We start from the raw sequence: 23,584 nt of genomic DNA on the forward strand, positions 1-23,584 counted from the left end.
AAGGCATTTTCCGCGGCGCCGCTCTCTGCTATATTTGTTCATGGAGTGTTCTGGTTCGGGCCGACGGGGCGAGCGCGTCGGTCCGGGGATAGCCGGAACAGGTCCAACGGCGGTTGACCATCGCCGGCCGGGCGTGCTTGTTGGGTGCGCCGACCGGGGATGGTCGCAACGCAATGAGCCGGCCCTGCGACAAGGGAACCCTCGGCATCTGGATGCCTCCGCCGGGCATCCTTACGGGTCGGCACGGATGCTGGGACACTCGCGCTGAGGAGCAACGAGCGATGAATGTATGGACGTTTACGGGACGCTTGGGCGCGGACGGCGAATTGCGCACCACCCAGAGCGGCGAGAAGGTGCTAGGCTTCCGCGTCGCAAACGACGTCGGCTTCGGCGACCGCAAGACCACCCAATGGGTTGATTGCTCGATCTGGGGACGGCGGGCCGAGTCGCTTGCTCCGCACCTCACCAAGGGCAAGGGCGTCGTCGTTTCAGGCGAGCTGACGATGCGCGAGTATGAGAAGCGCGACGGCACCCGCGGCTCCGGCCTGGCGGTCCGCGTCGCCGAGATCGACTTCATGGGCGGCGCCCGCGAAGACGGCGGCGGCGGCAGCTATGGCGGCGGTGGCAGCGGCGGTGGCAGCGGCGGTGGCGGCTACGAATCGCGTGGCGGCGGTGGCGGTGCCGGCGGGTATGGCGGCGGCGGTTACGGCGGCGGGTCGTCAGGAGGTCGCAGTGGTGGTGGAGCTCCGCCTCGCCACGAGGATCTCGACGACGAGATCCCGTTCTAAAGCGTTTTCGAAAGGGCGCCGCTCCGCCATGGAGATGGCGCCCTTTCTTTTTCAAGGTTCGCCGCAGGCTGGTTTTGTCCTATGCCTGCGGAGCCGCCCGCGAGGGGGGCGAGGACGCAAGCCGGGCACGCCGCATCGGTGCCCGCACGTCCAGGGAAATCCGTATGCGAAGCGGCGCGCGGTCGCGGGCGTTGTAGACCGCGCGACTTGGCCAGCGGCCTCCTCGCGCGGCGAGAACACGCCATGCCCGCCGCCTGCTGAGGCTCGTCTGGAAGGGCGTGTCAGGCAGCCTCCGCCTCTATGGTTATGGTGTCGAGCAGGAAACTGCCGTCATCTTCGATCTCGAAATGGCGTTTCACCTCGGCAGCGGCGCTCTTCTGAAGTGAGCGGATGGCCTCGGCATGGAGGTCGTTGGTCCGGGTGCGGGCCGTCCACACCGCGAACTCCATGCGCAGGCGCCGCGGCGTCAAGGAGGTGACGGCGAACCCGGCGCGTGCCAGCGCGGCGGTCCATTCCGCCGTCGTGTAATTGCGGACATGGGACGGGTCGCGCAAAGTCTCCACCACCTGCAGGTGGGTGTCGAGCAGGGCCGGGGCCGGGGAGACGACGTCGATGAAGATCGCTTTGCCGCGCGGGGTCAGCACGCGCCGCGCCTCGCGCAAACCGGCCTCGAACCCGTGCCAATGGTGCGCGCTGAAGCGGCAGAGCACCACATCGAAGTGGCCATCGGCAAATGGCAGCGCCTCCGCCGCGGCTTCTCGGGTGGCGATGTTGGTCAGGCCGCGTTCCGCCGCCGTTTGCGCCACCACCTCCAGCATCTCCGGCGTCAGGTCGACTGCCACCACTTCGGTGGCATGGCGAGCCGCGCGATAACTGACATGGCCGCCACCGCAGCCGAGATCGAGTATGCGGGTGGCGGCACCGCCCTGCAGGGCGGCGTCGATCTGGTCGAGATCGGCGCCACCGGAATGAACGGCACTGGTGACATAGCTTGCGGCACGGGGGCCGTAGTGGCCGACGACGATGCCGTGATGCTTCTCGGTCATGGAGGGGTCCCGCCTTTCGTGGTCGTGATTGACCGGCCCAGCCTCGCGCCCCCTTGAACCAGGTACAAGATGGGTAGTTATCCTGGTATAAGTGCTGCCACGATGACCATCGCTTCAAACCGGGCGGCGGTTTCCGGCCATGCCGCGCCGGATCCCGCCGACGATCGCCGCCATTTCCTCGGCGTCTTCCTCCGCCGTCACCGCGAGCGGCTGAGCCCTGCCGAGGCGGGCATCCGGGGTGGCTCCACGCGGCGGCGGACGCCCGGCCTGCGTCGCGAGGAGCTGGCACAACTCTGCGGCATCAGCCCGACCTGGTACACATGGCTGGAGCAGGGACGCGACGTCTCGGTATCGCCGCAGGCGTTGGCTCGCGTCGCCGAGGCACTGCACCTGACGGTGGCCGAGCGGGCCTATCTGTTCGATCTCGCCCGCAAGCGTGACCCCGATGCACCGTCCAGCGGCGCGGCGGACGGCCCGCCGCCGGCCCTGCTTGCCGCCTTGGGGACGATCGCCGCGCCTGCCTATCTGCTCGACCGGCTATGGACCGCCGTCGGATGGAACCCGACGGCAGAGCGCCTGTTCGCAGCGTGGCTGGGTGCCGGCAAGGCCGAACGCAACCTGCTGCGGTACGTCTTCCTCGACCCCGAAGCGCCCCGTTTCATCGATGATTGGGAGAACCGCGCCCGGCGTCTGGTGGCCGAATTCCGTGCCCACGGCGCCCGGCACCCCTCCGATCCGGAGATCAGGGCGCTGGTGGACGGGCTGTTGCACGCCAGTGCCCTGTTCGCCCGCCTCTGGGACGACCAAAGCGTTCTCGAGCGGGAAGGGGGGCTGCGGAGGTTCAACCATCCCCTGGAAGGGCCACGGGCGCTGGAACAGGTAACCCTGCATCCCGGCGGCCGATCCGGCCACACGCTGGTCATGCTGGTCGATCCGCCCACCGCACCCTGAATCAGCCCCTACTCATAGGCGCACTCTTCTTCGCGGTGACGAATCCAGCCGGATCCGGTCCTGGCGCTCTTCCGTGGTCATCGATTATCGCTCCTGCTGCCGCAGGAATAAGCCGGTATGGACATCATCCGCTTCCGACGCTCCCATTGATGAAATACCGTCCGGACGGTATCTTTCAGTGATGATCAACGCCTATGAACGCAAGAAGCAGCCGGCGGTCGTCCGTCGCAGCCTGCTCGACCACGGTGCCCAGCTCTGCATGCTGCACGGTGTGGCAAGCCTCACGCTTCAGGCGGTGGCCGAGGCGGCCGGGGTGACCAAGGGCGGGCTGCTGCACCATTTCCGCTCCAAGCAGGAACTGGTCGAAGCGATCTTCGAGGATCTCCTCGCCTCCTTCGATGCCGGACTGGAGGAGGCCATGGCGGGTGATCCGGAGCCTCATGGCCGCTTCACGCGCGCCTATATCCATGAAACGCTCGACCTGATCGATGATGGCCGTTTCAGCCCATGGGCGGCGCTCACGATGGCGATGCTGGCAGATGCCGGGCTGCGCCACCGCTGGGCTGACTGGTTGCAGCAGCGGCTGGAGCGTCACCGCATCACCGACGGCGCCCCGTCGCTGCAAATCGTCCGCTATGCCGCCGACGGCCTCTGGCTGGCCAGCCTGATCGGCGAGGTCGAGGCGGATCCCGCCAAGCGCTCGGCGCTGTTCCACCAACTGATCGCCATGACGAAGGATTCCGCACCATGAACCCTGCCATCATGACTTACGGCTCCCTCGGCATCGCGATCGGCCTTGAGGTGATCGGCACCACCTTCCTCCAGAAATCGGAACAGTTCAGCAAGCTGGTACCGACCTTGATCATGGCCTTGTGTTACGCCGGGGCGTTCTACTTCCTCTCGCACGCGCTCAAGACCATTCCCGTCGGCCTCGCCTATGCGATCTGGAGCGGTCTGGGCATCATCCTGATCTCGACCATCGGCTTCTTCGTCTTCCGGCAATCCCTGGATCTTCCCGCCGTGATCGGCTTGGGATTCATCATCACCGGAGTCGTGATCGTGAACGCTTTCTCCCAGTCGGTCGGTCACTGAGCGGATCTCGGGGCGTTTACGGCAGACGATCACAGATGGCGTTGAGGCGGTTCGCGAGGCGACTGACCTACCAAGTGCGTCACGGCGCGTCAGCTAATGGCACCATCGCGGCCATTACCCGGCGATTGCATGACATCGCCGAGCTTTTAGCAACCTGCCTGGAGAGAACTCAAAGGTGCGGAGGTAAAAAGCAGGCGGGCGATAAGTTGGCGAATCAGGTGATTGCCAACTCGGATGCCCTGATCGCTGTTAACTGGCGCCACAAACTGCACAGCAACAGTAATATCCCACGCGTTTTTCGTCCGCATGACGGCAGGGACAGGGGCAGGGCACAAACATGTCAATCGGAGGCTCGACAGAACAAAACAGCCAATCCGTGTTGCGTCCGCAAAAAAAATACGTCCCACCGAATGGGAAATATCAAATTACTGTCTAGCTAAAGAAATTTGGCTGGGGCGCCAGGATTCGAACCTGGGAATGGCGGTACCAAAAACCGCTGCCTTACCGCTTGGCGACGCCCCAACCGGCGCGGCGATGTTTCGATCGCCGGAAGGAGCGGCACCATAGACGGAAGGACTGCGGAACGCAACAGCGACGTCACGGCGGAAAAGCCTCAACGACCCTCCCGGCGCCAAGCCATCAGCATGCCTCCCAGCACCAGTGCCAGGACGGCGCCGACCGGCAGCAACGGAACATCCGTCACGCCGGTGACGGTGTAGTCGCCGTTGGCGCGCAGGCCGATCCAGCCGTTTCCGTTCTGGCTGTGGCCAGCCTGGGTCCGGCGGACCTGGACACCGGGATTCGGACCGGCATCGGTGTCGGTAATCCACTGGATGCCGCCACCGGTCGCTTCCGCCACCGGCTGCATGCGGTCGCCGGTCGAGCGGACATCGGCCAGTTCCGGCGTGTTGACCGCTCCCACCACCGCCAATGTGGTCCGCTCGCCGTCGGAGATGCGGTAAATCCCCGGGGCTGCGGCCGTTACAGTGGCAATGGCCCGTCCGGCACGGTCATCGGCGAGTTGAAGCGTGCTGGTCTCATCCGACGGGTTGGTGATGGTGACCGAGCGGGGATCGGGGGTGAGGGACCGACGCTCCACCGTGATGCGGTTGCCGTCCACGTGGGCGCGCAGGTCGTTCTCCTCCAGCTCCGGCTCCTTCATCAGCCAATGAGCGAGGCGGCGCAGGAGCTCGGCCTGCGGGCCACCGCCCTCGAAGCCTCGGCTCCACAGCCAGATCTGGTCGGAGGCGAGCTGCGCCACCCGGCCCTTGCCGACGCGGTCGAGCACCAGAAGCGGGCGGTTCTCCGCACCCTGCATCACCACGGTTCCGCCGTTCGGCGCGACATCGACCTGATGGAACCAGCGGCCCCAGGTCGGCGGTGCATCCAGGCGGTCGCCGGGCAGCCCGGCGGTCACCGGGTGCCGGCGGCCGACCTCGGTCACCGTCGGCAGGAAGGGGCGGTCCACCGTCTGGCCGGTGGGGGCAGCGGGCAGGATGGCCCCGAGCGGGGTGCGGTAGAGCGACAACGGGGTGGCGTAGCCCTGTCCCGACGTTTCCAGCAGGGCGCCACCCTTGCGGACGTACTCGGCAATGTTTTCCAGGTACATCTGCGGCAGCACGCCGCGCCGGCGGTAGCGATCGAAGATGATGAGGTCGAATTCGTCCAGCTTCACTTCGAACAGTTCGCGGATCGGGAAGGCGATCAGAGAAAGCTCGCGAATCGGCGTGCCGTCCTGCTTCTCGGGCGGGCGCAGGATGGTGAAGTGGACGAGGTCGACCGCCGGGTCGGCCTTCAGCAGGTTGCGCCAAGTGCGCTCGCCGGCATGCGGCTCGCCCGACACCAGCAACACCCGCAACCGGTCACGCACGCCGTTCACGACGACGGCGGCACGGTTGTTGGCCAGCGTCAGCTCCTGCTGCGCCTTCTCGACCTCCATCTCCAGGACGTTCTGTCCGCCATGGCCGATCTGCAGGTCGATGCGGACGTCCTGGCCAACCGGGATGCGGACCGTCCGCGGCGCGCCGCCATCCTGGCGCAGCGTCACCGCGGCGTCGGCGGACTGGCGGGCCGGCATGTCGTCGACGCGGATCGTCAATTCGACCGGCTTGCCGACGATGCCGTAATTGGGCGCCTGCACGATCGAGATCCGGCGGTCGCCCTCGTTGCGGTCGCCGGTCAGCAGCGTATGGATGGGGCCGAGGTCCGCCAGCTTGCCCGGAACCTGCGGCACGTCATGGACCTGTCCATCGGTGATGAAGACCGCGCCGGCCATGCGGCGGCGAGGCACATCGGCCATGGCGCGGTTCAGCGCGTCGAACAGGCGCGTCTCGTTGATCGTGCCGCCGGCACCGGCCTCGGCGTCGGCCGTGCGTGCAACGCGGACCTCCAGATCGTTGAAGGCCTTCAGCCGTTCCGTCAGTTCCGCCAAGGCACGGTCGGTGCGGGCCCGGCGATCGCCGATGGACTGGCTGGGCGAATCGTCGACCACCACGACCGCGACGTCCTTGATCGGATCGCGCTTCTCCTGCACCAGCGACGGGTTGACCAGCGCCAGCGCCAGCACCGCCACGGCCAGAAGACGCAGGAGCGTGCCGCGTGCCCGCCGCAGCGCCGCGATCAGCACCACCAGCAGGGCGAAGCCGACGAGCGCGGCCAGCACCGGCCAGGGCAGCAGCGGTGCCAGCGCCACCGAAAGTCCGGAGAGCAGATCGATGGGCATTACTGGCCGAGCCTTTCGAGAATGGCGGGCACATGGACCTGATCGGCCTTGTAGTTGCCGGTCAGCGCGTACATCACCAAATTCACGCCGAAGCGGTACGCGATCTCGCGTTGCCGTTCCCCGCCCGGGATGACCGCGTACATCGGTTGTCCGCCGCTGCCGACGGCCCAGGCCGACGCCCAGTCGTTGCCGCCGATCACCACGGAGGAGACGCCGTCATTGGCCTTGCCTTCGCGGGCTTCCACCCAGAGCGTGCTGCCGGCCCAGCGACCCGGGAAGTCGGACAGCAGATAGAAGGACTTGCGCAGCACATGGTCCTCCGGCACCGGCGCCAGCGGCGGGATGTCGAGCCCGTCGACCAGCCGCTGGAGCACCGCCGCGCCGCCGCCGGGCGCCTGGTCGCGCGTATCGAACAGGATGGTGCCGCCGTTGCGCATATATTCGTTGACCCGCTGGCGCGCCCGGTCGGAGAGAGGCCGCTGGCGGTCCGACACCGGCCAGTAGAGCAAAGGATAGAAGGACAGTTCGTCCTGCTCCGGATCGACGCCGACGGCACCCGCCGCTTCCGCCGCGGTGCGCAGGGTGAGCACGCTGACCAAGCCCTCCAGCCCGGCGCGCGAGGTGTCGTCGACCGTTCCATCGCCGGTCTGGACATAGGCGAGATAGGTTTCGGCGGTCACCTTGGTCGCCTTGTCGACGTTCAGGCTGGCATCCACCGCATGCGCCGGCTGCGGATGGAGACATGCCAGCGCCAACAGCAAGCCGGCGGCGGCACTGCCCGCGCGCCCGCCGAACCGCGGCGGTCGCAGCAAGCCCCGCAAGGCGAGCGCGATCAGCAGGTCGATCGACAGCAGGGCGAGCGCCGCCGCCAGCAGGCCGGGCTTGAGCGGCACCTCGCCGCGGCCACCGTAGCCGGAGCGGCCGATGCCCGACGACAGGGGCGGCAGGGGAGCGATGTCGGTCACCGCCGCCGACAGGTTGAGGGCGCGGCGGGCGTCGTCGGTCCCGTAGAAGCCCGGCGGATGGCGCGGACCGATCACCTCGGCGCCGGCATTGCCGGGAATCGGGAAGGCGGTCGGCGGCGGCGGCACCAGCCTGCCGCTGCCGTCCAGCACCTCCACCGGATCGAGCGATGCGGTGGCCGCGGCACCTGTCACGCCGCTGCTCAGTCCCACCAGCCGCCGCAGCATGTCGACGAACAGGCCGGACATCGGCAGGTTCGACCAGTCCGGGCTGGCGGTGGTGTGGACCAGCACGATCCAGCCGTCACCGCGCTTCTGCGAGGTCACCAGCGGCGTTCCGTCCGCCAGCCTCGCCCATGTGCGGTCGGCCAGATCCAGGGCCGGTTCGGCCAGAACCTGGCGGTTGACCTGGACCTCTTCCGGCACGGCCAGCCCCTCGAACGGCGACTTTGCCGGGAAGGGCTGCAGGCGCGCCGGATCCGACCAGGACAGCGCGCCGCCCAATGCGCGGTCGCCGATGCGCAGCCGCACCGGCACCAGGGTGTCGGCATGCTGGGCCAGCCGGGGGCCGGCGAAGCGGACCAGCACGCCACCCTTCTTCACCCACTCCTCGATGTCCTGGACCTCGGTGCCGGTGAGGGCGCCAATGTCTGACAGGATCAGCACCGCGAGATCGCGCTTCAGCAGGTCGAGCGTCTCGCCCTTGCGCACCTCGTTGTAGGGGGAGAGCGCACGTTCCAGGTAATAGACGTCCGACAGCAGCGGCTGGCTTTCCCCTTCCGCCCGGCCGGAAACCAGCCCGACCGGCCGGCGGCGCCAGCGCTCGTCCAGCAGCACGGTGGCTCCGGCGGTGGTGTCGCCCTCCACCCGCAGGCTCGCGGCATCGTTGCGCAGCTCGGTCGGTACTTCAAGCCGGACGTCCCGGACCTTCTGTCCGGGATCGAAGGCGACGGTCTGGCGCGTCAGCAACCGGCCGTCGGTGGCGGCGAGGCGCACGGTCACCGGTTCCGGCCTGGAGGGATCGGCGCGGACCACGCGGGCGGTCAGCGCCGTGCCCTCGCTGGCCGGCGGCAGCAGCAGGTGCGGGGGCCGTTCCGCGGAATCGTCGAACACGTCGGCCGAGCCCATCCGCTGCAGCCCCTCCGCCAGCGCGGCGGCGGAGCGGTCGCCCAGCCCGTCGCTGAGCCAGACGGCATGGGTCGAGCCGCGGCCGTTCGCCTGGGCGGCCACGGCTTTCAGCGCCTCCAGCGCCGCGGCGCGGTCGGTCGGCCACGGCACCGGGACCATGGCCTGGGCCAGGCGGCGGGCCTCGGGCGCCGGCAGGACCGCGCTCGCATGCACGGCTTGGCCGTCGGCGGGCGGAGCCGTCGGCAGGAGGATGACTGGCCGCTGCTGCCGGTCCGCCTGGGCGATCAGCTCGTCCATCGTCCTCTTCCGGGTCGGCCAATCGCGCCCCGATGCCCAGCCGTTGTCCACCACCAGGAGAAGCGGGCCGCCGCCGGGAAGGGCGGCGCGCGGATTCAGCAGCGGCCCGGCCAGCGCCAGGATGACCAGTGCGGCCACGATCAGCCGGAGCAGAAGAAGCCACCAGGGTGTTCGGGCCGGCGTCTCCTCCCTTGCGGTCAGGTCGCGCAGAAGGCGGATGGCGGGAAAGCGCACGGCCTTCGGCGCCGGCGGCGTGACGCGCAGCAGCCACCACAGCACGGGCAGGGCGGCCAGGGCGGTCAAGACCCAGGGGGCGGCGAAGGCGATCGGTCCGAGACCCAGCATTGGCGCGTCTTCAGGCGGGGAAGGGGAAAGGCAGGAGGAACGCGGGCATCACACCGCCTCCATCGCCAGGGCACCCCAGAGGGTGAGCAGCGCGGACTGCGGGGAACGGTCTGTGCGGTGAACGGCGAAGCTCCAGCCGGCGGTGCGTGCCAATGCCGCCAGACCGTCCTGCTGCGCCTTCAGGCGTTCGCGATAGGCTTCGCGCACCGCTTCCACCCGCGGCACCAGCAGATTCTGCTCGCCTTCAAGCCCGCGGAAGTCGACTCGCCCGTCATAGGGCAGCGTCTCTTCCGCCGGGTCGAGGACCTGGACGAGGTGGCCGCGCAGCCCGCGGCCGGACAAGCCGGCGACTGCGGCATGGATGTCCGGCAGCGGCGACAGCAGGTCGCCGAACAGCACCACCTGGGCATGGCGCGGCAGGGGCTCGACCCGCGGCAACGGGTCGGGCGCCGCGGCACTGCGGGGGTCCGTCATCATCCGGGCGATCCGGTCGATGGCGGTCTTGCCGTGGTCCGGCCGCAGACCGCTGTTCAGCAGGGCCACCCGCTCGCCGCCGCGCGCCAGCAGGACGGCGGTGGCGAGCGCCAGCAGGTCGGCCCGCTCGCGCTTGGTCGGCAGTGCCGGCGCCGACCGGAAATCCATCGAGGCGGAGCGGTCGCGCCACAACCAGACGCTCTGGGCGGCCTCCCATTCGTTTTCCCGCACATAGACCGGCTGGGTCTTGGCCGACTGTCGCCAGTCGATCATCGACGGCGCGTCGCCGGGCTGGTACCGCCGGAATTGCCAGAACGTCTCGCCGAGGCCGACGCGGCGCCGGCCGTGCACGCCCTGCGCCACCGTGGCGGCGACCCGTTCGGCCGCGACCAGCAGCGGCGGCAGGGCCGAGGCCAGCTCCTCGGCACGGTGCCGGGCCAGCAGGGTGGTCGATCGGGGGGCTGGGCTTTGCGGCATCGCGGCTCCGGGCTGGCGGGTCACAGCAGAGGGGCGCAGAGGCGGTCGATGACGTCGTCCAGCGTCACGCCGTCGGCCCTGGCCGCGAAATTCAGCGCCATGCGGTGCTTCAGAACCGGCTTGGCCAGCGCCACGACGTCGTCCAGCGACGGCGACAGCCGGCCGTCCAGCACGGCGCGGGCGCGGGCGGCCAGCATCAGCGACTGGCTGGCACGCGGTCCCGGTCCCCAGGCGACATGCTGGCGCACCTCCATCAGTTCCGACGTCTCCGGCCGTCCACGGCGGACGAGGTCGAGGATGCCGTCCACCACGCTCTCGCCGACCGGCACCCGGCGGACCAGCCGCTGCGCCACTTCGAGGTCCGCGGCCGTCAAGACGGTCACCGCGCGCTCGTCGGTGGAACCGGTGGTGGCGATCATCATGCGCCGCTCGGCGTCGCGGTCGGGATAGTCGACGTCGATCTGCATCAGGAAGCGGTCGAGCTGGGCTTCCGGCAGCGGATAGGTGCCCTCCTGCTCCAGCGGATTCTGGGTCGCCAGCACATGGAAAGGCCGCGGCAACTCATGGTAATGGCCGGCCACCGAGACGCGGCGCTCCTGCATCGCCTGCAGCAGCGCCGACTGGGTTCGGGGGCTGGCACGGTTGATCTCGTCCGCCATCAGAAGCTGGCTGAACACCGGGCCGGGAATGAAGCGGAAGGACCGCCGGCCGTTCTCGCCCTCTTCCAGCACCTCGGACCCCAGGATGTCGGCGGGCATCAGGTCGGGCGTGCATTGGATGCGCTTCTCGGCCAGGCCCAGCACGGTGCCGAGCGTCTCCACCAGCCGGGTCTTGGCGAGGCCGGGAACGCCGATCAGCAGGACATGGCCGCCGGCCAGCAGCGTGACCAGCGTCCGGTCGATCACCTCCTGCTGGCCGAAGATCACCCGGCCGATGCGGTCACGGACCGAAGCCAGCCGATCGCCGAGCGCCTCGATCTCCTCCATCAGCCGCTGCGGATCCTCCGGCACGGCAGGCTGGCCCCTCAGGATGTCCTGTGTGCTCAAGGTCTGCTGCTCCCCGATATGACGGCGGCCGCGTCTGGACCGCCCGATGAATGCCGGAATTGTACATGCGGCACCGGAATCGAAAGGACCCATGGTCGGCCCTGTTCATGCGCCTTGTCGACACCCACTTTCCGGAGGCTTGCAGCCGTGCGTGCCGCGTCCGTCCCGGTCAGGCATGACCTCGTGGACCGCGCGATCGCCGACAGGGGTGGACCTAGCCGCCGAGTGTGGCGAAAATACGCATTGCAAGGGATCATGCGATTTCCAGTCCGTGCCCAATCCCATGAAGGTCGGTAACGCGATGGCGAATGACAAGCGCGCAGATGGGCAGACCACGCCCGGCATCCCGTCGGCATCGGCCGCCATGCCCGGCCGCGTGCCGACGGAGGAGACCTACGACATCCGCATCGCCCGCGACGGCACTTGGTACCACAACGGCGATCCCATCCGGCGGATCGAGCTGGCGAAGCTGTTCTCCACGGTGCTGCAGCGCGACGAGGCCGGCGACTACTGGCTGATCACGCCGGCCGAGCGCGGGCGGATCGCGGTGGAGGACGCCCCCTTCGTCGCCGTCGAGATGACGGCAGCCGGAAGCGGCGCCGATCAGGTCCTGTCCTTCCGCACCAACCTGGATCAGAGGGTGGAGGCGGGTCCCGACCACCCGATCCGCGTCGCCGTGAACCCTGAAACCGGGGAACCGGCACCCTACATCGAAATACGGGGCCGGCTGGAGGCACGAATCCTGCGGCCCGTGTTCTACGACATGGTGGAGCGCAGCGAGACGCGCCGCACCGAAACCGGCGAGTCCGAGGTGGGTCTATGGAGCAACAAGGTCTTCTTCGTGCTGGGCAGGCTGCCTGGCGATTGAGTCTGGAGGAGGTACGCCGGCGCTTTCCGGCGATGAGCACCGACAAGGCCGTCGAGAATGCGGTGCAGTCGAACAGGGCGCCGCTCAAGATCCGCGGCGACCACGACCTGAATCCCGATCTGGGACCGCCGGCCAGCCTGCGCGAGGCGGCGGTGCTGGTCCCCCTGGTCGACCGGCCCGAGGAACTGACCGTCATCTTCACCCAGCGCACCGCGACGCTGAGTGCCCATGCCGGCCAGATCAGCTTTCCCGGCGGCCGGATGGAGCCCGAGGACGGGAGCCCCGAAGAAACCGCGCTGCGCGAGACGGCGGAGGAGATCGGGCTGGAGCGCGGCCGGATCGAGATCGTCGGCCGGCTCGACACCTACGTGACGCGCACCGGTTTCCGGGTGACGCCGGTGGTGGGGGTGGTGACGCCGCCCTTCATCCTGACCCCGGATCCGACCGAGGTTGCGGAGGTGTTCGAGGTGCCTCTGTCCTTCATCCTCGACCCGTCGAACCCGCAGCGCCACAGCCGGGAATTCCTCGGCAAGCCGCGCTGGTTCTACGCCTTTCCCTATCCCCAGCGCTACATCTGGGGCGCCACCGCCGGAATGCTGGTGAACCTGCGCGACGTGCTGGGGGCGTCGGGACGGTTGGGGGAAGGCCGGGTGGGGGAGGGCGAGTCCCCGGCAGGGCCGGCCTGAATGGATGGACCGGCAAGTGGATCGCCCGGGCTGAATGAGGTAGCGTCCTGCGCCATGACCGTCGCCGCACGCCTCTCCCCCCAACCGTGGATGACCGCACCCGAAAGCCGGGTGGTGTTCGATGCGCTGGCGGCAGGAGGAGCGGATGCACGCTTCGTCGGCGGCTGCGTACGCGACGCCTGGCTCGGCCGCCCGGTCAAAGACATCGACATCGCCACCCACGCACCGCCGGAACGGGTGATCGAGCTGCTGACGGCCGCCGGCATCCGCGTCATCCCGACCGGCCTTGCCCACGGAACCGTCACCGCGCTCTGCGGCGGCAAACCTTACGAGATCACCACGCTGCGCCGCGACGTCGAGACGTTCGGCCGCCACGCCCGCGTCGAGTTCACCGACGACTGGGTCGAGGACGCCGCCCGCCGCGACCTGACGATGAACGCCCTGAGCTGCACGCCCGACGGTGCGGTTTACGACCCCTTCGGCGGGCTTGCCGATCTCGCCGCCGGCCGGGTGCGCTTCGTCGGCGCGGCGCGGCGGCGCATCGAGGAGGACGTTCTGCGGTTGCTGCGCTTCTTCCGGTTCCATGCGCATTACGGACGCGGCGAACCCGACGGCGAGGCGCTCGAGGCCTGCCGCGAGATGGCGCCGCGGCTGCCGACCCTGTCCGGCGAACGGATGCGCAGCGAGTTGTTCCGGCTGCTGACCGCCTCCTGCGCCGCCGCTGTCTGGCGGCTGATGATGGGGCAGGGCGTTATGGAACACCTGCTGCCGGATGCCGGGAACACGATCCGCCTCCAACGCTTGGTCGATGTCGAGCATGATCTTACCCTTGCGCCCGACCCGACCCGGCGGCTCGCCGCCGTCCTCGACTGCGACGTCGCGGGCGCCTTGCGCGCGGCGGAAACGCTGCGGCTGTCGAACCAGGAGCGCGACCGGCTGCTGATGCTGGCCGAGCCGCCGGTTGCGGTAATGCCCGCCGACGACCGGCGCAGCCTACGCAAGGCGCTCTATCGCGTCGGTGATGCGGGCCGGTTTGCCGACCTGCTGCTGATGGCGGCCGCGAAGCTGGATGGGCCACTGGACATCGGCGCCTTGCGCACCGCGCTCGCCGTCGGCGATGACCTGTCGAGCCTGCGCCTTCCGGTCGCCGGCCGCGATCTGCTGGCGCTCGGACTGCCGCGCGGCCCGAAGCTGGGCGAGACGCTGCGGCGCATCGAAGACTGGTGGATCGCCGAGGATTTCCAACCCGACCACGAAGCCTGCATCGCCATGGCACGCAGCCTCACAGCGGAATAGGGCTCCATGCGCCAAGGCGGCCAAAAGGCGCATAAGCTAGGTTATGGAAATTAAATAGCCTTCCTGTTCCAGCTTGCCATCATGCCGGCCCGTGTCCGATTCCGTGAATTTGCGCATCTCGCCGGTCACCGGGCTGCACAGACCGGATCGCAACCGGACCCGCAGGTCACTCCATGCTTCGGTCTTCGGTTCGGAGACGCGCCCGACCGGCACCGCGCCGACGGGACGGCGCGGTGCCGGTCGGCCCGGGACGTGGGCGCGGCGCTACTCGGCAGCCTGCGGTCGCAGCGGCTGCACAACGTCGCCCTTGAGGTTCATGGCCTTTGCCAGGGCGTCGATCCGGCGCTGCACCGCTTCGCCGGCCGGCACGCTGCCGTCGTCCGACAGCGTCAGGACGATCCGGCCGTCGCCGACCTTCAGGCTTGTGCGCTCCAGCATCGCGGTGGCGCCACCGGACAGCGTATGCGCCAAGCGCAGCGCCAGTCCCAGGACCAGCGCTTTCATACCCTGCCCGTCCGTCATCAGCGACCGTGCCCCGGCAGTCAGCGGCCCGTCGATGGCCCCGGCGTAGCGGGCATGGGCCGCAAGGGCCAGGAAGGCACGCTCGTCATGGTCCAAGGCCGGGAACGGATAGCGAAGCACGCGCAGGAAAGCGTGTTCGGCGCGGTAGTCGGGATGATCGGCCCAGCCGACATCGCTCAGCAGGCAGGCGGCATGGCGCAGACGGATGGCGTTGTCGTCCTCACCGGCGAACAACCCGGCGGTCCACGACATCAGCAGCGCCGGATCGCCCATCCTTACGAAGCGGCCAGCCCAATCCGCGGCCGAGGCCATCAGCGGATCCTCGCGCTGGCCCTCCGGCGACAGCAGCGAATACAGGTGTCCTTCGCGCAGGCCATAGGCGGAGAAGACCAGCTTGGACGGCTGGGCGATGCGCAGCAGCCGCTCCAGCACCAGTCCGGCAAAGGGCAGCGTGTCGAGCCGGCGCCGCGATCCCGCCATCTTCTCCAGCGACGAGCGGCTCTGCCGGCCGACCAGCGCGGTGAACTCGCGCGCCTCGGCCGTCGGGATCGTATAGTGGTGGATGATGTGGAGCGGATGCCCCGACTGCTCCATGTGGAGCTTGGCGATGGCGCGCCAGCTCCCGCCCACCGGATAGAAGGGCCGGCCCTTCATGGCCGGCAGCCAGGGCAGGGATTCCAGGTGCTGGTCGATCAGCTTCAGCGGCCCGCCCTTCCCGCTCCCGATCTCCATCAGGCGCAGCGGACCCAGCGGCAGCGTGACCTGCTGCCCGATCACGCCGCGGTCGAGCGGCACCAGTTCCAGGCTGCCGCCGCCGAGATCCCCGACCAGGCCATCGGCCCCCGGGGTCCCGGACAGCACGCCCATCGCCGACAGCCGCGCCTCCTCCTCGCCGCTGATGACGCGCACGGTCAGGCCGGCACGGCGGCGGATCGCCTCGACGAAGTCGGCACCGTCACGGGCATCGCGGACCGCGGCGGTCGCGATGACGTCCAGCCGGCCGACCCGCATTCCCTGGGCCAGCGTCGCGAAGCGTTCGAGTGCCGTCAGCGCCTGTGCCACGCCGTCGGGATTGAGGGTCCCCGACTTCTCGACGCCGCGGCCGAGGCCGCAGAGCACCTTCTCGTTGAACAGCGCCAGCGGTGAACGGGTCAGGCCATCATAGACGACCAGCCGGATCGAGTTGGACCCGATGTCGATCACCCCGACGCGTTCCGTCGGAAGACCGGCGGCCTGCCCGCCCTGGCTCATCCCGGCGGACCGCACCGCGCGATTGTCGATGGTCATGCGCAAAGACTCCCGTCACCCGTCCTCAAGACACCGCGTGCAGCATCAGCCGCGGCGGCGTGCGCTTGCTGCTCAGCGCGCTGCCCCGGCCGGACAGGCTGGGGTTGGTCATGAAGTAATTATGGGCGCTGAACCCGTCAGGGCCAGCCTTGACGCGATGATACACGCCATCGGGTCCGAGCTTCCAGGTGCTTGCGTCGTCCTTCAGGTTCGCAACCATGATCTGGTCGAGCACCTGTTCGTGCACCGTCGGGTTTTCGATCGGCACCAGCGTTTCGATCCGGCGGTCGAGGTTGCGGGTCATCCAGTCGGCGGAGGAGATGAAGATCTTGGCCTGGTTGCTCGGCAGGCCGTGGCCGTTGCCGAAGCAGATCACGCGGCCATGCTCCAGGAACCGGCCGACGATGCTGCGCACGCGGATGTTCTCCGACAGGCCCTTCACCCCTGGCCGCAGGCAGCAGATGCCGCGGATGACCATGTCGATCTGCACCCCGGCCTGGGACGCCTTGTACAGCTTGTCGATGATGACCGGGTCGACCAGCGAGTTCAGCTTCACCCAGATCGCGGCCGGCCGCCCGGCGGCGGCATGGGCGATCTCCGCCTCGATCAGGTCCGACAGCCGCTGCCGCAGGGTGATCGGCGCGATGGCGATCTTCTCCAGCACCTTGGGCGTGGCATAGCCGGTCATGAAGTTGAACATCACCGCGGCGTCGTGGCAGAGCGCCGGGTCGCAGGTGAAGAAGGACAGGTCGGTGTAGACCTTGGCGGTGATGGGGTGGTAGTTGCCGGTGCCGAAGTGCACGTAGCTGCGCAGCGCCTTCTTCTCGCGCCGGACCACCAGCGACACCTTGGCGTGCGTCTTCAGATCGACGAAGCCGTAGACGACCTGGGCGCCGGCGCGCTCCAGGTCGCGTGCCCAGCGGATGTTGGCCTCCTCGTCGAAGCGCGCCTTCAGTTCCACCAGCGCCGTCACCGACTTGCCGGCCTCCGCCGCCTCGATCAGCGCCGCGACGATCGGGCTGTCCTTGCTGGTGCGGTAGAGCGTCTGCTTGATGGCGACGACCTGCGGGTCGCGCGCCGCCTGGCGGATGAACTGCACCACCACGTCGAACGATTCGTAGGGATGGTGGACGACGATGTCCTTGTGCCGGATCGCCGCGAAGCAATCGCCGCCGAAGTCGCGGATCCGCTCGGGGAAGCGGGCGTTGAAAGGGCGGAAGACCAGATCGGGCCGTTCGTCGACGATGAGCTGCTTGGTATCGGTGAGGCCGATCAGGCCGTCGAGGACGAAGACGTCGTCGGACACCACGTTCAGTTCGTGGCGCAGGAATTCACGCAGGTCGGCGGCCATGCCGCTGTCGGTGGCCAGCCGGATCACGCTGCCGCGCCGGCGGCGCTTCAGCGCGCTTTCGAAGGTGCGGACCAGATCCTCGGCCTCTTCCTCGATCTCGATCTCGCTGTCGCGCAGGACGCTGAAGACGCCGTGCGCCTTGACCTGGAAGGGAGGGAACAGGCGGTCAATGAACAGCATCACAGCCTTCTCGAGCTGGATGAAGCGGGTGTCGGAACCGGGCAGCCGGATGAAGCGCTCCAACTGCGACGGCAGCGGCACCAGTGCGTCGATGTGGCGTCCCTTGACCGGGTCGTGAAGCTGAAGCGCGAGCGAGAATCCCAGGTTCGGCAGGAAGGGGAAGGGATGCGCCGGATCGACAGCGATCGGCGTCAGGATCGGGAAGATGTCGTCGAGGAACTTGGCCTCCAGCCAGTCCTTCTCGCCGTCGCTCAACTCGTCGGCATCGACCACGCTGATGCCCGCCTCGCGCAGATCCACCTTCAGGCTGCGCCACATCGCCTGCTGGCTGTCCATCAGCGCGATGATGCGCTGCTTCACCGCGGCGAGCTGCTGGGTCGGCGTCAGGTTTTCCGGGCTCGGCGTCTTCACGCCGGCCGCCACCTGCCCCTTCAGGCCGGCGACGCGGACCATGTAGAACTCGTCGAGGTTGCTGGCGGAAATCGACAGGAAGCGCAGCCGCTCCAGCAGCGGATGGTTCGGGTTGGCCGCCTCGTCCAGGACGCGCTGGTTGAAGGCCAGCCACGAAAGCTCCCGATTGATGAAGCGTTCCGGGGCGTTGGGCTCGATGCCGGCCGCCTCGAGTTCCTGGAGATGCGTCACGTCAACCTCTGACAGTCTTGGACCTGAAAGCCGCGCGCCGGCCGCCTCGCGCGGCCGACATGCGGATATATGGTGGGGAGACAGGATATCCCAGATGCGTTACGGTTTCAGGACTCTCGATCGGCGATCTGCCGCAACGCCTCCCCCATTCGATCAGCCCGCACCATGAAGACGCTGTTCCTGCTGCGCCATGCCAAGTCCTCCTGGGACGATCCGTCACTGGACGATCATGACCGGCCGCTGAACGCCCGAGGCGAGCGGGCCGCCACGCTGGTCGGCCGGTACCTGGCCAAGCATCATGCCCGCATCGACCTGGTGCTCTGCTCGACCGCGGTGCGGGCCGTGGAGACGCGCAAGCGGGTGATGGCGGCGCTCGGCGCGCCGTTCCCGCCGGTCGAGCATGAACGCGGCCTCTACCTGTGCGGCTCACGCACGCTGCTGGAACGGCTGCGCGACGCTCCCGACACCGCCACCGGCTTGATGCTGGTGGCGCACAATCCCGACCTTCACGAACTGGCGAACACGCTGACCGGCTCGGGCGACCATGACCTGCGCCATGCGTTGACGGACAAGTTCCCCACCGCGGCCTGCGCGGTCCTGGTGTTCGAGACGCAGTCCTGGTCCGACCTGGAATTGGCCGCCGGCCGGCTGGCGGATTTTGTGCAGCCGCGTAAACTCGCTTAACCCGCAGCGCCGGTTGGGGTATCCACGGAATCCGCACCAGGCCCACGGCCGCTTCGGCCTGAACCGGGAGGATGCCGACCTTTGCCACCCCCGACTTCATCTCCCTCCTCGCCTCCTGCCCCGCCGCCAGCCCCCTCCCCCGCCGCCCCGCCGCCCGCCGCGCGCGAGGTGGAGCTGAAGCTGCACGCCGCCCCCGCCGACCTTGCGCGGGTGGCAACGCTGCCCGCCCTGCTGGCCCAGGCCGACGGACCGGCGGCGCAGCAGCGCCTGCGTACCGCCTATTTCGACACGCCGGACCTGAAGCTGGCGGCCAACGGCGTGGCGCTGCGGGTCCGCCAGGAAGGCGACCGCTTCGTCCAGACTTTGAAGACCGTCAACAGCGCCACCCCCGGCGATTCGGCGGCGGTGTCGGTGCGGCGGGAATGGGACTGGCCTGTGACGGGAGAGGCGCTGGACCGGAAGCTGCTGGCGGATCCGGGCGTGGCCGGGCTGGTGCCCGCATCGGCGCTGGACGCGCTTGACTGCCTGTTCATCACCGACTTCCGCCGCACAACCCTGCTCGTCCGGCCCGACCCGCTGACGGCGGTCGAGGTGGCGGTCGACGACGGCCGGGTCTATGCCGGCGGCGAGTCCCTGCCGATCAGCGAGGTGGAACTCGAACTGAAGGCCGGCCGCGTCGCCAGCCTGTTCGACCTGGCGCTCACGCTCCAGACGGCGATCCCGATGCGCATCGGCACCGAGAGCAAGGCGGAAACGGGCATAAGGCTGGTCACCGGAAAGGCGCCGGGACCGGTTGATGCCGAGCCGCTCGGCCTGTCGCCGCTGACCACGGCGGCGGAGGCCTACCGCCACATCCTGCGCCACGCCCTGCGCCATTTCCTGGCCAACGAGGCTTGCGCACTGGGTGGCGGCGACGTCGAGGGCCTGCACCGCATGCGCATCGCGCTCAGGCGCCTGCGGCTCGCCCACCGCTTCTTCGCGCCGCTCGTGGACTCGCCCGACGCCGACCGGCTGGTTGCCGAAAGTCGCGCGCTGGCCAAGCGGCTGGGACCGGCCCGCGGGTGGGACGTGCTGATGTCCGGCGTCATCGACCCGCTGCTGGCCGGCTGCGAAACGCCCGCATCCGTCGACCGGGCGGCGCTGGAGCGGCTGGCGGCGCTCACCCGCTCGGCCGGGGCCGGTCCCGCGCGCGAGGCGATGGCCGCCATCCTCGCCCCCGACTGCACCAGGATGATCCTGGCCCTCGCCGGCTGGCTGGAACATGGCCGCTGGGTATCCGACGCGCAGGGTGAGCGCGGTGCGGCGCTGGCGGCGCCGGTGTCGAGCCTGGCCGGGGCCTGGTTGTCGGCGCGGCTGGCGAAGATCGGCAAACAGGCCAAATTGCCGGACGATCCCAAGGGACGGGACAAGCTGCGCCGGCGCCTGCGCACCCTCCGCTACACCGCCGACTTCTTCCGCGGCCTCTATCCGGAGGACGCCACCCTGCCCTTCCTCGCCGCCATGGAGCCGCTGCAGAAGGCGCTGGACGCCGAGCAGGACGCCGCGACCGGTGCCCGGATGCTGGCGTCGCTGCCGGGCGCCGATCCCCGGACCGTGGCCGCCGTCGCGGCCTGGATCGACCGCCGGTCGGAGAAGCGCCGCAAGTCGATGCCCGATCTCTGGAAGCGTTTCCGCGCCGCCCAGCCATTCTGGTCATGACCGACCCGCGCCGGGCGCGGCTGGCGCGGCGGCCGCAGGCGCCTATATCGTCTCGGCCTGCTCGGGCCGGCCGTCCCGGCAGAGGGCACCGATTTTCGTCATAATGCCGGGCGGCTTGCCGCTTTCCATCCGGATGGGCTTCGGGTAAAAGAACACTCCATGAACAAATACATCAGCGTCCGCGGCGCGCGGGAACACAACCTGAAGAACGTCGATGTGGATCTGCCCCGCGACGAGCTGATCGTCATCACCGGCCTGTCGGGATCCGGCAAGTCGTCGCTGGCCTTCGACACCATCTATGCCGAGGGACAGCGGCGCTACGTGGAGAGCCTTTCGGCCTACGCGCGCCAGTTCCTGGAGCTGATGCAGAAGCCGGACGTCGATTCGATCGAGGGGCTGTCGCCTGCCATCTCGATCGAGCAGAAGACGACTTCGAAGAATCCGCGCTCCACCGTCGGCACGGTCACGGAGATCTACGACTACATGCGCCTGCTGTGGGCGCGCGTCGGCATCCCCTACTCTCCGGCCACCGGCCTGCCGATCGAGAGCCAGACGGTCAGCCAGATGGTCGACCGCATCATGGCGATGCCGGAAGGCACACGCCTGCTGCTGCTGGCCCCCTTCGTGCGCGGCCGCAAGGGCGAGTACAAGAAGGAGATCCAGGACCTGCGCAAGCGCGGCTTCCAGCGCGTGCGCGTTGACGGCACCATGTACGAGATCGACGAGGTGCCGGCCCTCAACAAGAAGCTGAAGCACGACATCGAGGTGGTGGTCGACCGCATCGTCGTCCGCGAAGGGCTGGGCAACCGCCTGGCGGACTCGCTGGAGACCGCGCTCGGCCTCGCCGACGGCATCGTCTGGGTCGAGAACGCCGAGACCAACGAGCAGACCGTCTTCTCGCAGAAGTTCGCCTGCCCGGTCAGCGGCTTCACCATCCCCGAGATCGAGCCACGCCTGTTCTCGTTCAACAATCCGTTCGGTGCCTGCCCGGCCTGCGACGGCCTGGGCAGCAAGATCTATTTCGACCCGATGCTGGTGGTGCCGGACGAGCGGCTGACGCTGGCCAAGGGCGCCGTCGCCCCCTGGGCCGGCTCCACCTCCAAATACTACGACCAGACGCTGGAAAGCATCTGCCAGCATTTCGGCGTGTCGATGACCACGCCCTGGCAGGACCTTCCGGAGAAGGTGCGGCAGACCATCCTGTTCGGATCGGACGGCGCGCCGATCACCATGACCTACGACGACGGTCTGCGGAACTACCAGACCAACAAGGCCTTCGAAGGCATCGTCACCAACCTGGAGCGGCGCTACCGCGAGACGGAAAGCGCCTGGATGCGCGACGAGCTGTCCAAGTACCAGTCGTCGCAGCCCTGCGAGGTCTGCAAGGGCGCCCGCCTGAAGCCGGAGGCGCTGGCGGTCAAGATCCGCGGCCGCAACATCTCCGAGGCGGCCGAACTGTCGATCGCCGGTGCCGGAACCTGGTTCAGCGAACTGAACGAGCACCTGCGCCCGAAGGACCGCGAGATCGCCTACCGCATCCTGAAGGAGATCAACGAGCGGCTCGGCTTCCTCAACGCCGTCGGTCTCGACTACCTGACGCTCAGCCGCGGATCGGGCACGCTGTCTGGCGGCGAGAGCCAGCGGATCCGCCTTGCCTCGCAGATCGGCTCCGGCCTGACTGGCGTGCTCTATGTTCTGGACGAGCCGTCGATCGGCCTGCACCAGCGCGACAACGACCGGCTGCTCGACACGCTGAAGCGCCTGCGCGACATCGGCAACACCGTGGTGGTGGTGGAGCATGACGAGGACGCCATCCGCAGCGCCGACTATCTGGTGGACATGGGGCCGGGGGCCGGCCAGCACGGCGGCACCGTCATCGCCCAGGGCACGCCGGAGGAGGTCCGGAAGAATCCGGACAGCATCACCGCCCAGTACCTGAACGGCACCCGCTTCGTCCCCGTGCCCGACGCACGGCGGCCCGGCCATCCCGGCCAGTTCCTGGAGGTGAAGGGCGCCCGCGCCAACAACCTGCGCGACGTCTCGACCAGGATCCCGCTCGGCACCTTCACCTGCGTGACCGGCGTGTCGGGGGGCGGCAAGTCGACCCTGATCATCGAAACGCTGTACAAGGCGGTGGCGCGCAAGCTGATGGGCGCCCGCGAACATCCGGCCGAGCACGACGAGTTGCTGGGGCTGGAGCATCTCGACAAGGTCATCGACATCGACCAGTCGCCGATCGGCCGCACCCCGCGGTCGAACCCGGCCACCTACACCGGCGCCTTCACGCCGATGCGCGACTGGTTCGCCGGCCTGCCGGAGGCCAAGGCGCGCGGCTACGGCCCCGGCCGCTTCTCCTTCAACGTGAAGGGTGGCCGTTGCGAGGCGTGCCAGGGCGACGGCGTCATCAAGATCGAGATGCACTTCCTGCCCGACGTCTACGTCACCTGCGACGTCTGCCACGGCAAGCGCTACAACCGCGAGACCCTGGAGGTCACCTACCGCGACAAGACCATCGCCGACGTCCTCGACATGACCGTCGAGGAGGGCAAGGAGTTCTTCAAGGCGGTGCCGGGCATCCGCGACAAGCTGGACACGCTGGAGCGCGTCGGCCTCGGCTACATCCACATCGGGCAGGCGGCGACCACCCTGTCGGGCGGTGAGGCGCAACGCGTCAAGCTGTCCAAGGAACTGAGCCGCCGCGCCACCGGCCGCACCCTCTACATCCTCGACGAGCCGACCACCGGGCTGCATTTCGCGGACGTCGAGAAGCTGCTGGAGGTGCTGCATGCGCTGGTCGACCAGGGCAACACGGTGCTGGTGATCGAGCACAATCTGGAGGTCATCAAGACCGCCGACTGGATCATCGACCTCGGCCCCGAAGGCGGCACCGGCGGCGGCGAGATCGTCGCCGAGGGCACGCCCGAAGATGTGGCCAAGGTGCAGCGCAGCTATACGGGACGCTACCTAGCCCCCTACCTTAAGGCGAAACCTGCCGCGCGGAAATCGGCAACCCGAAAGAGGGCGTGAACAAACGAAGCCTTC

General features: G+C 68.7%; 17 protein-coding genes and 1 tRNA gene. 10 read left to right on the plus strand and 8 right to left on the minus strand.

Annotated features, from left to right (window positions below; all coding sequences use genetic code 11):
- The first annotated feature begins 281 nt into the window (after positions 1–281).
- Positions 282–788, plus strand: coding sequence for a single-stranded DNA-binding protein (locus J2850_RS05685; protein ID WP_209979687.1), 507 nt, complete (start codon positions 282–284; stop codon positions 786–788).
- A gap of 281 nt (positions 789–1,069) precedes the next feature.
- Here the strand turns inward: J2850_RS05685 and J2850_RS05690 are convergent, their stop codons facing one another.
- Positions 1,070–1,834, minus strand: a complete 765-nt coding sequence (locus J2850_RS05690; protein WP_209979688.1) for a class I SAM-dependent methyltransferase — start codon at positions 1,832–1,834, stop codon at positions 1,070–1,072.
- A gap of 102 nt (positions 1,835–1,936) precedes the next feature.
- Here J2850_RS05690 and J2850_RS05695 point away from each other — a divergent pair, with 102 nt between their 5' ends.
- The 3 genes from J2850_RS05695 (at position 1,937) to J2850_RS05705 (ending at position 3,877) form a co-directional block, all read left to right on the plus strand.
- A complete protein-coding gene (locus J2850_RS05695) occupies positions 1,937–2,785 on the plus strand; it encodes a helix-turn-helix transcriptional regulator (protein ID WP_209979690.1) in 849 nt (282 codons plus the stop codon).
- 181 nt (positions 2,786–2,966) lie between these two features.
- Complete coding sequence (locus J2850_RS05700; protein ID WP_209979693.1) at positions 2,967–3,536, plus strand: TetR/AcrR family transcriptional regulator; 570 nt, start codon at positions 2,967–2,969, stop codon at positions 3,534–3,536.
- An 11-nt stretch (positions 3,537–3,547) separates the two neighbouring features.
- Positions 3,548–3,877, plus strand: coding sequence for a DMT family transporter (locus J2850_RS05705; RefSeq protein ID WP_246512873.1), 330 nt, complete (start codon positions 3,548–3,550; stop codon positions 3,875–3,877).
- A 447-nt stretch (positions 3,878–4,324) separates the two neighbouring features.
- Here the strand turns inward: J2850_RS05705 and J2850_RS05710 are convergent.
- From J2850_RS05710 to J2850_RS05730, 5 genes are all read right to left on the minus strand, one after another.
- A tRNA-Gln gene (locus J2850_RS05710) sits at positions 4,325–4,399 on the minus strand.
- Between the two features lie 91 nt (positions 4,400–4,490).
- The gene (locus J2850_RS05715) at positions 4,491–6,599 is read right to left on the minus strand and encodes a glutamine amidotransferase (RefSeq protein WP_209979697.1); all 2,109 of its coding nucleotides are present in this window, start codon (positions 6,597–6,599) and stop codon (positions 4,491–4,493) included.
- On the minus strand, positions 6,599–9,331 hold the full coding sequence (locus tag J2850_RS05720; RefSeq protein ID WP_209979699.1) for a DUF4159 domain-containing protein: 2,733 nt from the start codon (positions 9,329–9,331) through the stop codon (positions 6,599–6,601). Before J2850_RS05720 ends, J2850_RS05715 begins: the two co-directional genes overlap by 1 nt.
- A 48-nt stretch (positions 9,332–9,379) precedes the next feature.
- On the minus strand, positions 9,380–10,282 hold the full coding sequence (locus J2850_RS05725; RefSeq protein ID WP_209979701.1) for a DUF58 domain-containing protein: 903 nt from the start codon (positions 10,280–10,282) through the stop codon (positions 9,380–9,382).
- Positions 10,283–10,302: 20 nt separating this feature from the next.
- Complete coding sequence (locus tag J2850_RS05730; RefSeq protein ID WP_209980220.1) at positions 10,303–11,268, minus strand: AAA family ATPase; 966 nt, start codon at positions 11,266–11,268, stop codon at positions 10,303–10,305.
- A 361-nt stretch (positions 11,269–11,629) separates the two neighbouring features.
- Here J2850_RS05730 and J2850_RS05735 point away from each other — a divergent pair, with 361 nt between their 5' ends.
- Genes J2850_RS05735 through J2850_RS05745 form a run of 3 tightly spaced genes read left to right on the plus strand, consistent with a single transcriptional unit; the run spans position 11,630 to position 14,178 of the window.
- Positions 11,630–12,196 carry a DUF1285 domain-containing protein gene (locus tag J2850_RS05735; RefSeq protein ID WP_209979704.1) on the plus strand — a complete coding sequence of 189 codons (567 nt, stop codon included), beginning with the start codon at positions 11,630–11,632 and terminating at the stop codon, positions 12,194–12,196.
- A 32-nt stretch (positions 12,197–12,228) separates the two neighbouring features.
- Positions 12,229–12,882: a CoA pyrophosphatase gene (locus J2850_RS05740; protein WP_246512835.1), complete on the plus strand. Its 654-nt coding sequence runs from the start codon at positions 12,229–12,231 to the stop codon at positions 12,880–12,882.
- 54 nt (positions 12,883–12,936) lie between these two features.
- Positions 12,937–14,178: a CCA tRNA nucleotidyltransferase gene (locus J2850_RS05745; RefSeq protein WP_209979708.1), complete on the plus strand. Its 1,242-nt coding sequence runs from the start codon at positions 12,937–12,939 to the stop codon at positions 14,176–14,178.
- A gap of 264 nt (positions 14,179–14,442) precedes the next feature.
- On the opposite strand, the gene J2850_RS05750 is transcribed toward J2850_RS05745, so the two are convergent.
- Together J2850_RS05750 and J2850_RS05755 are read right to left on the minus strand one after the other, a co-directional pair.
- Positions 14,443–15,987, minus strand: coding sequence for a Ppx/GppA family phosphatase (locus tag J2850_RS05750; RefSeq protein ID WP_209979710.1), 1,545 nt, complete (start codon positions 15,985–15,987; stop codon positions 14,443–14,445).
- A 25-nt stretch (positions 15,988–16,012) separates the two neighbouring features.
- The gene (locus tag J2850_RS05755; protein ID WP_209979712.1) at positions 16,013–18,160 is read right to left on the minus strand and encodes an RNA degradosome polyphosphate kinase; all 2,148 of its coding nucleotides are present in this window, start codon (positions 18,158–18,160) and stop codon (positions 16,013–16,015) included.
- A gap of 165 nt (positions 18,161–18,325) precedes the next feature.
- On the opposite strand from J2850_RS05755, the gene J2850_RS05760 reads away from it, so the two are divergent.
- The 3 genes from J2850_RS05760 to uvrA all read left to right on the plus strand — a co-directional run bounded on the left by J2850_RS05760 (position 18,326) and on the right by uvrA (position 23,569).
- Positions 18,326–18,844 (plus strand): SixA phosphatase family protein, encoded by a 519-nt coding sequence (locus J2850_RS05760; protein ID WP_209979714.1) that lies wholly within the window; start codon positions 18,326–18,328, stop codon positions 18,842–18,844.
- Positions 18,845–18,925: 81 nt separating this feature from the next.
- Positions 18,926–20,542, plus strand: a complete 1,617-nt coding sequence (locus J2850_RS05765) for a CYTH and CHAD domain-containing protein (RefSeq protein WP_209979716.1) — start codon at positions 18,926–18,928, stop codon at positions 20,540–20,542.
- Positions 20,543–20,701: 159 nt separating this feature from the next.
- Positions 20,702–23,569, plus strand: coding sequence for an excinuclease ABC subunit UvrA (uvrA, locus tag J2850_RS05770; RefSeq protein WP_209979718.1), 2,868 nt, complete (start codon positions 20,702–20,704; stop codon positions 23,567–23,569).
- Positions 23,570–23,584: the final 15 nt, after the last annotated feature.

Source organism: Azospirillum picis, from assembly GCF_017876115.1.
Classification (GTDB): domain Bacteria; phylum Pseudomonadota; class Alphaproteobacteria; order Azospirillales; family Azospirillaceae; genus Azospirillum; species Azospirillum picis.

Coding starts and splice junctions, on each gene's coding strand:
- J2850_RS05685 (WP_209979687.1), top strand. CDS start 282: ATGAATGTATGGACGTTTACGGGACGCTTGGGCGCGGACGGCGAATTG.
- J2850_RS05690 (WP_209979688.1), bottom strand. CDS start 1,834: ATGACCGAGAAGCATCACGGCATCGTCGTCGGCCACTACGGCCCCCGT.
- J2850_RS05695 (WP_209979690.1), top strand. CDS start 1,937: ATGACCATCGCTTCAAACCGGGCGGCGGTTTCCGGCCATGCCGCGCCG.
- J2850_RS05700 (WP_209979693.1), top strand. CDS start 2,967: ATGATCAACGCCTATGAACGCAAGAAGCAGCCGGCGGTCGTCCGTCGC.
- J2850_RS05705 (WP_246512873.1), top strand. CDS start 3,548: ATGACTTACGGCTCCCTCGGCATCGCGATCGGCCTTGAGGTGATCGGC.
- J2850_RS05715 (WP_209979697.1), bottom strand. CDS start 6,599: ATGCCCATCGATCTGCTCTCCGGACTTTCGGTGGCGCTGGCACCGCTG.
- J2850_RS05720 (WP_209979699.1), bottom strand. CDS start 9,331: ATGCTGGGTCTCGGACCGATCGCCTTCGCCGCCCCCTGGGTCTTGACC.
- J2850_RS05725 (WP_209979701.1), bottom strand. CDS start 10,282: ATGCCGCAAAGCCCAGCCCCCCGATCGACCACCCTGCTGGCCCGGCAC.
- J2850_RS05730 (WP_209980220.1), bottom strand. CDS start 11,268: ATGGAGGAGATCGAGGCGCTCGGCGATCGGCTGGCTTCGGTCCGTGAC.
- J2850_RS05735 (WP_209979704.1), top strand. CDS start 11,630: ATGGCGAATGACAAGCGCGCAGATGGGCAGACCACGCCCGGCATCCCG.
- J2850_RS05740 (WP_246512835.1), top strand. CDS start 12,229: ATGAGCACCGACAAGGCCGTCGAGAATGCGGTGCAGTCGAACAGGGCG.
- J2850_RS05745 (WP_209979708.1), top strand. CDS start 12,937: ATGACCGTCGCCGCACGCCTCTCCCCCCAACCGTGGATGACCGCACCC.
- J2850_RS05750 (WP_209979710.1), bottom strand. CDS start 15,987: ATGACCATCGACAATCGCGCGGTGCGGTCCGCCGGGATGAGCCAGGGC.
- J2850_RS05760 (WP_209979714.1), top strand. CDS start 18,326: ATGAAGACGCTGTTCCTGCTGCGCCATGCCAAGTCCTCCTGGGACGAT.
- uvrA (WP_209979718.1), top strand. CDS start 20,702: ATGAACAAATACATCAGCGTCCGCGGCGCGCGGGAACACAACCTGAAG.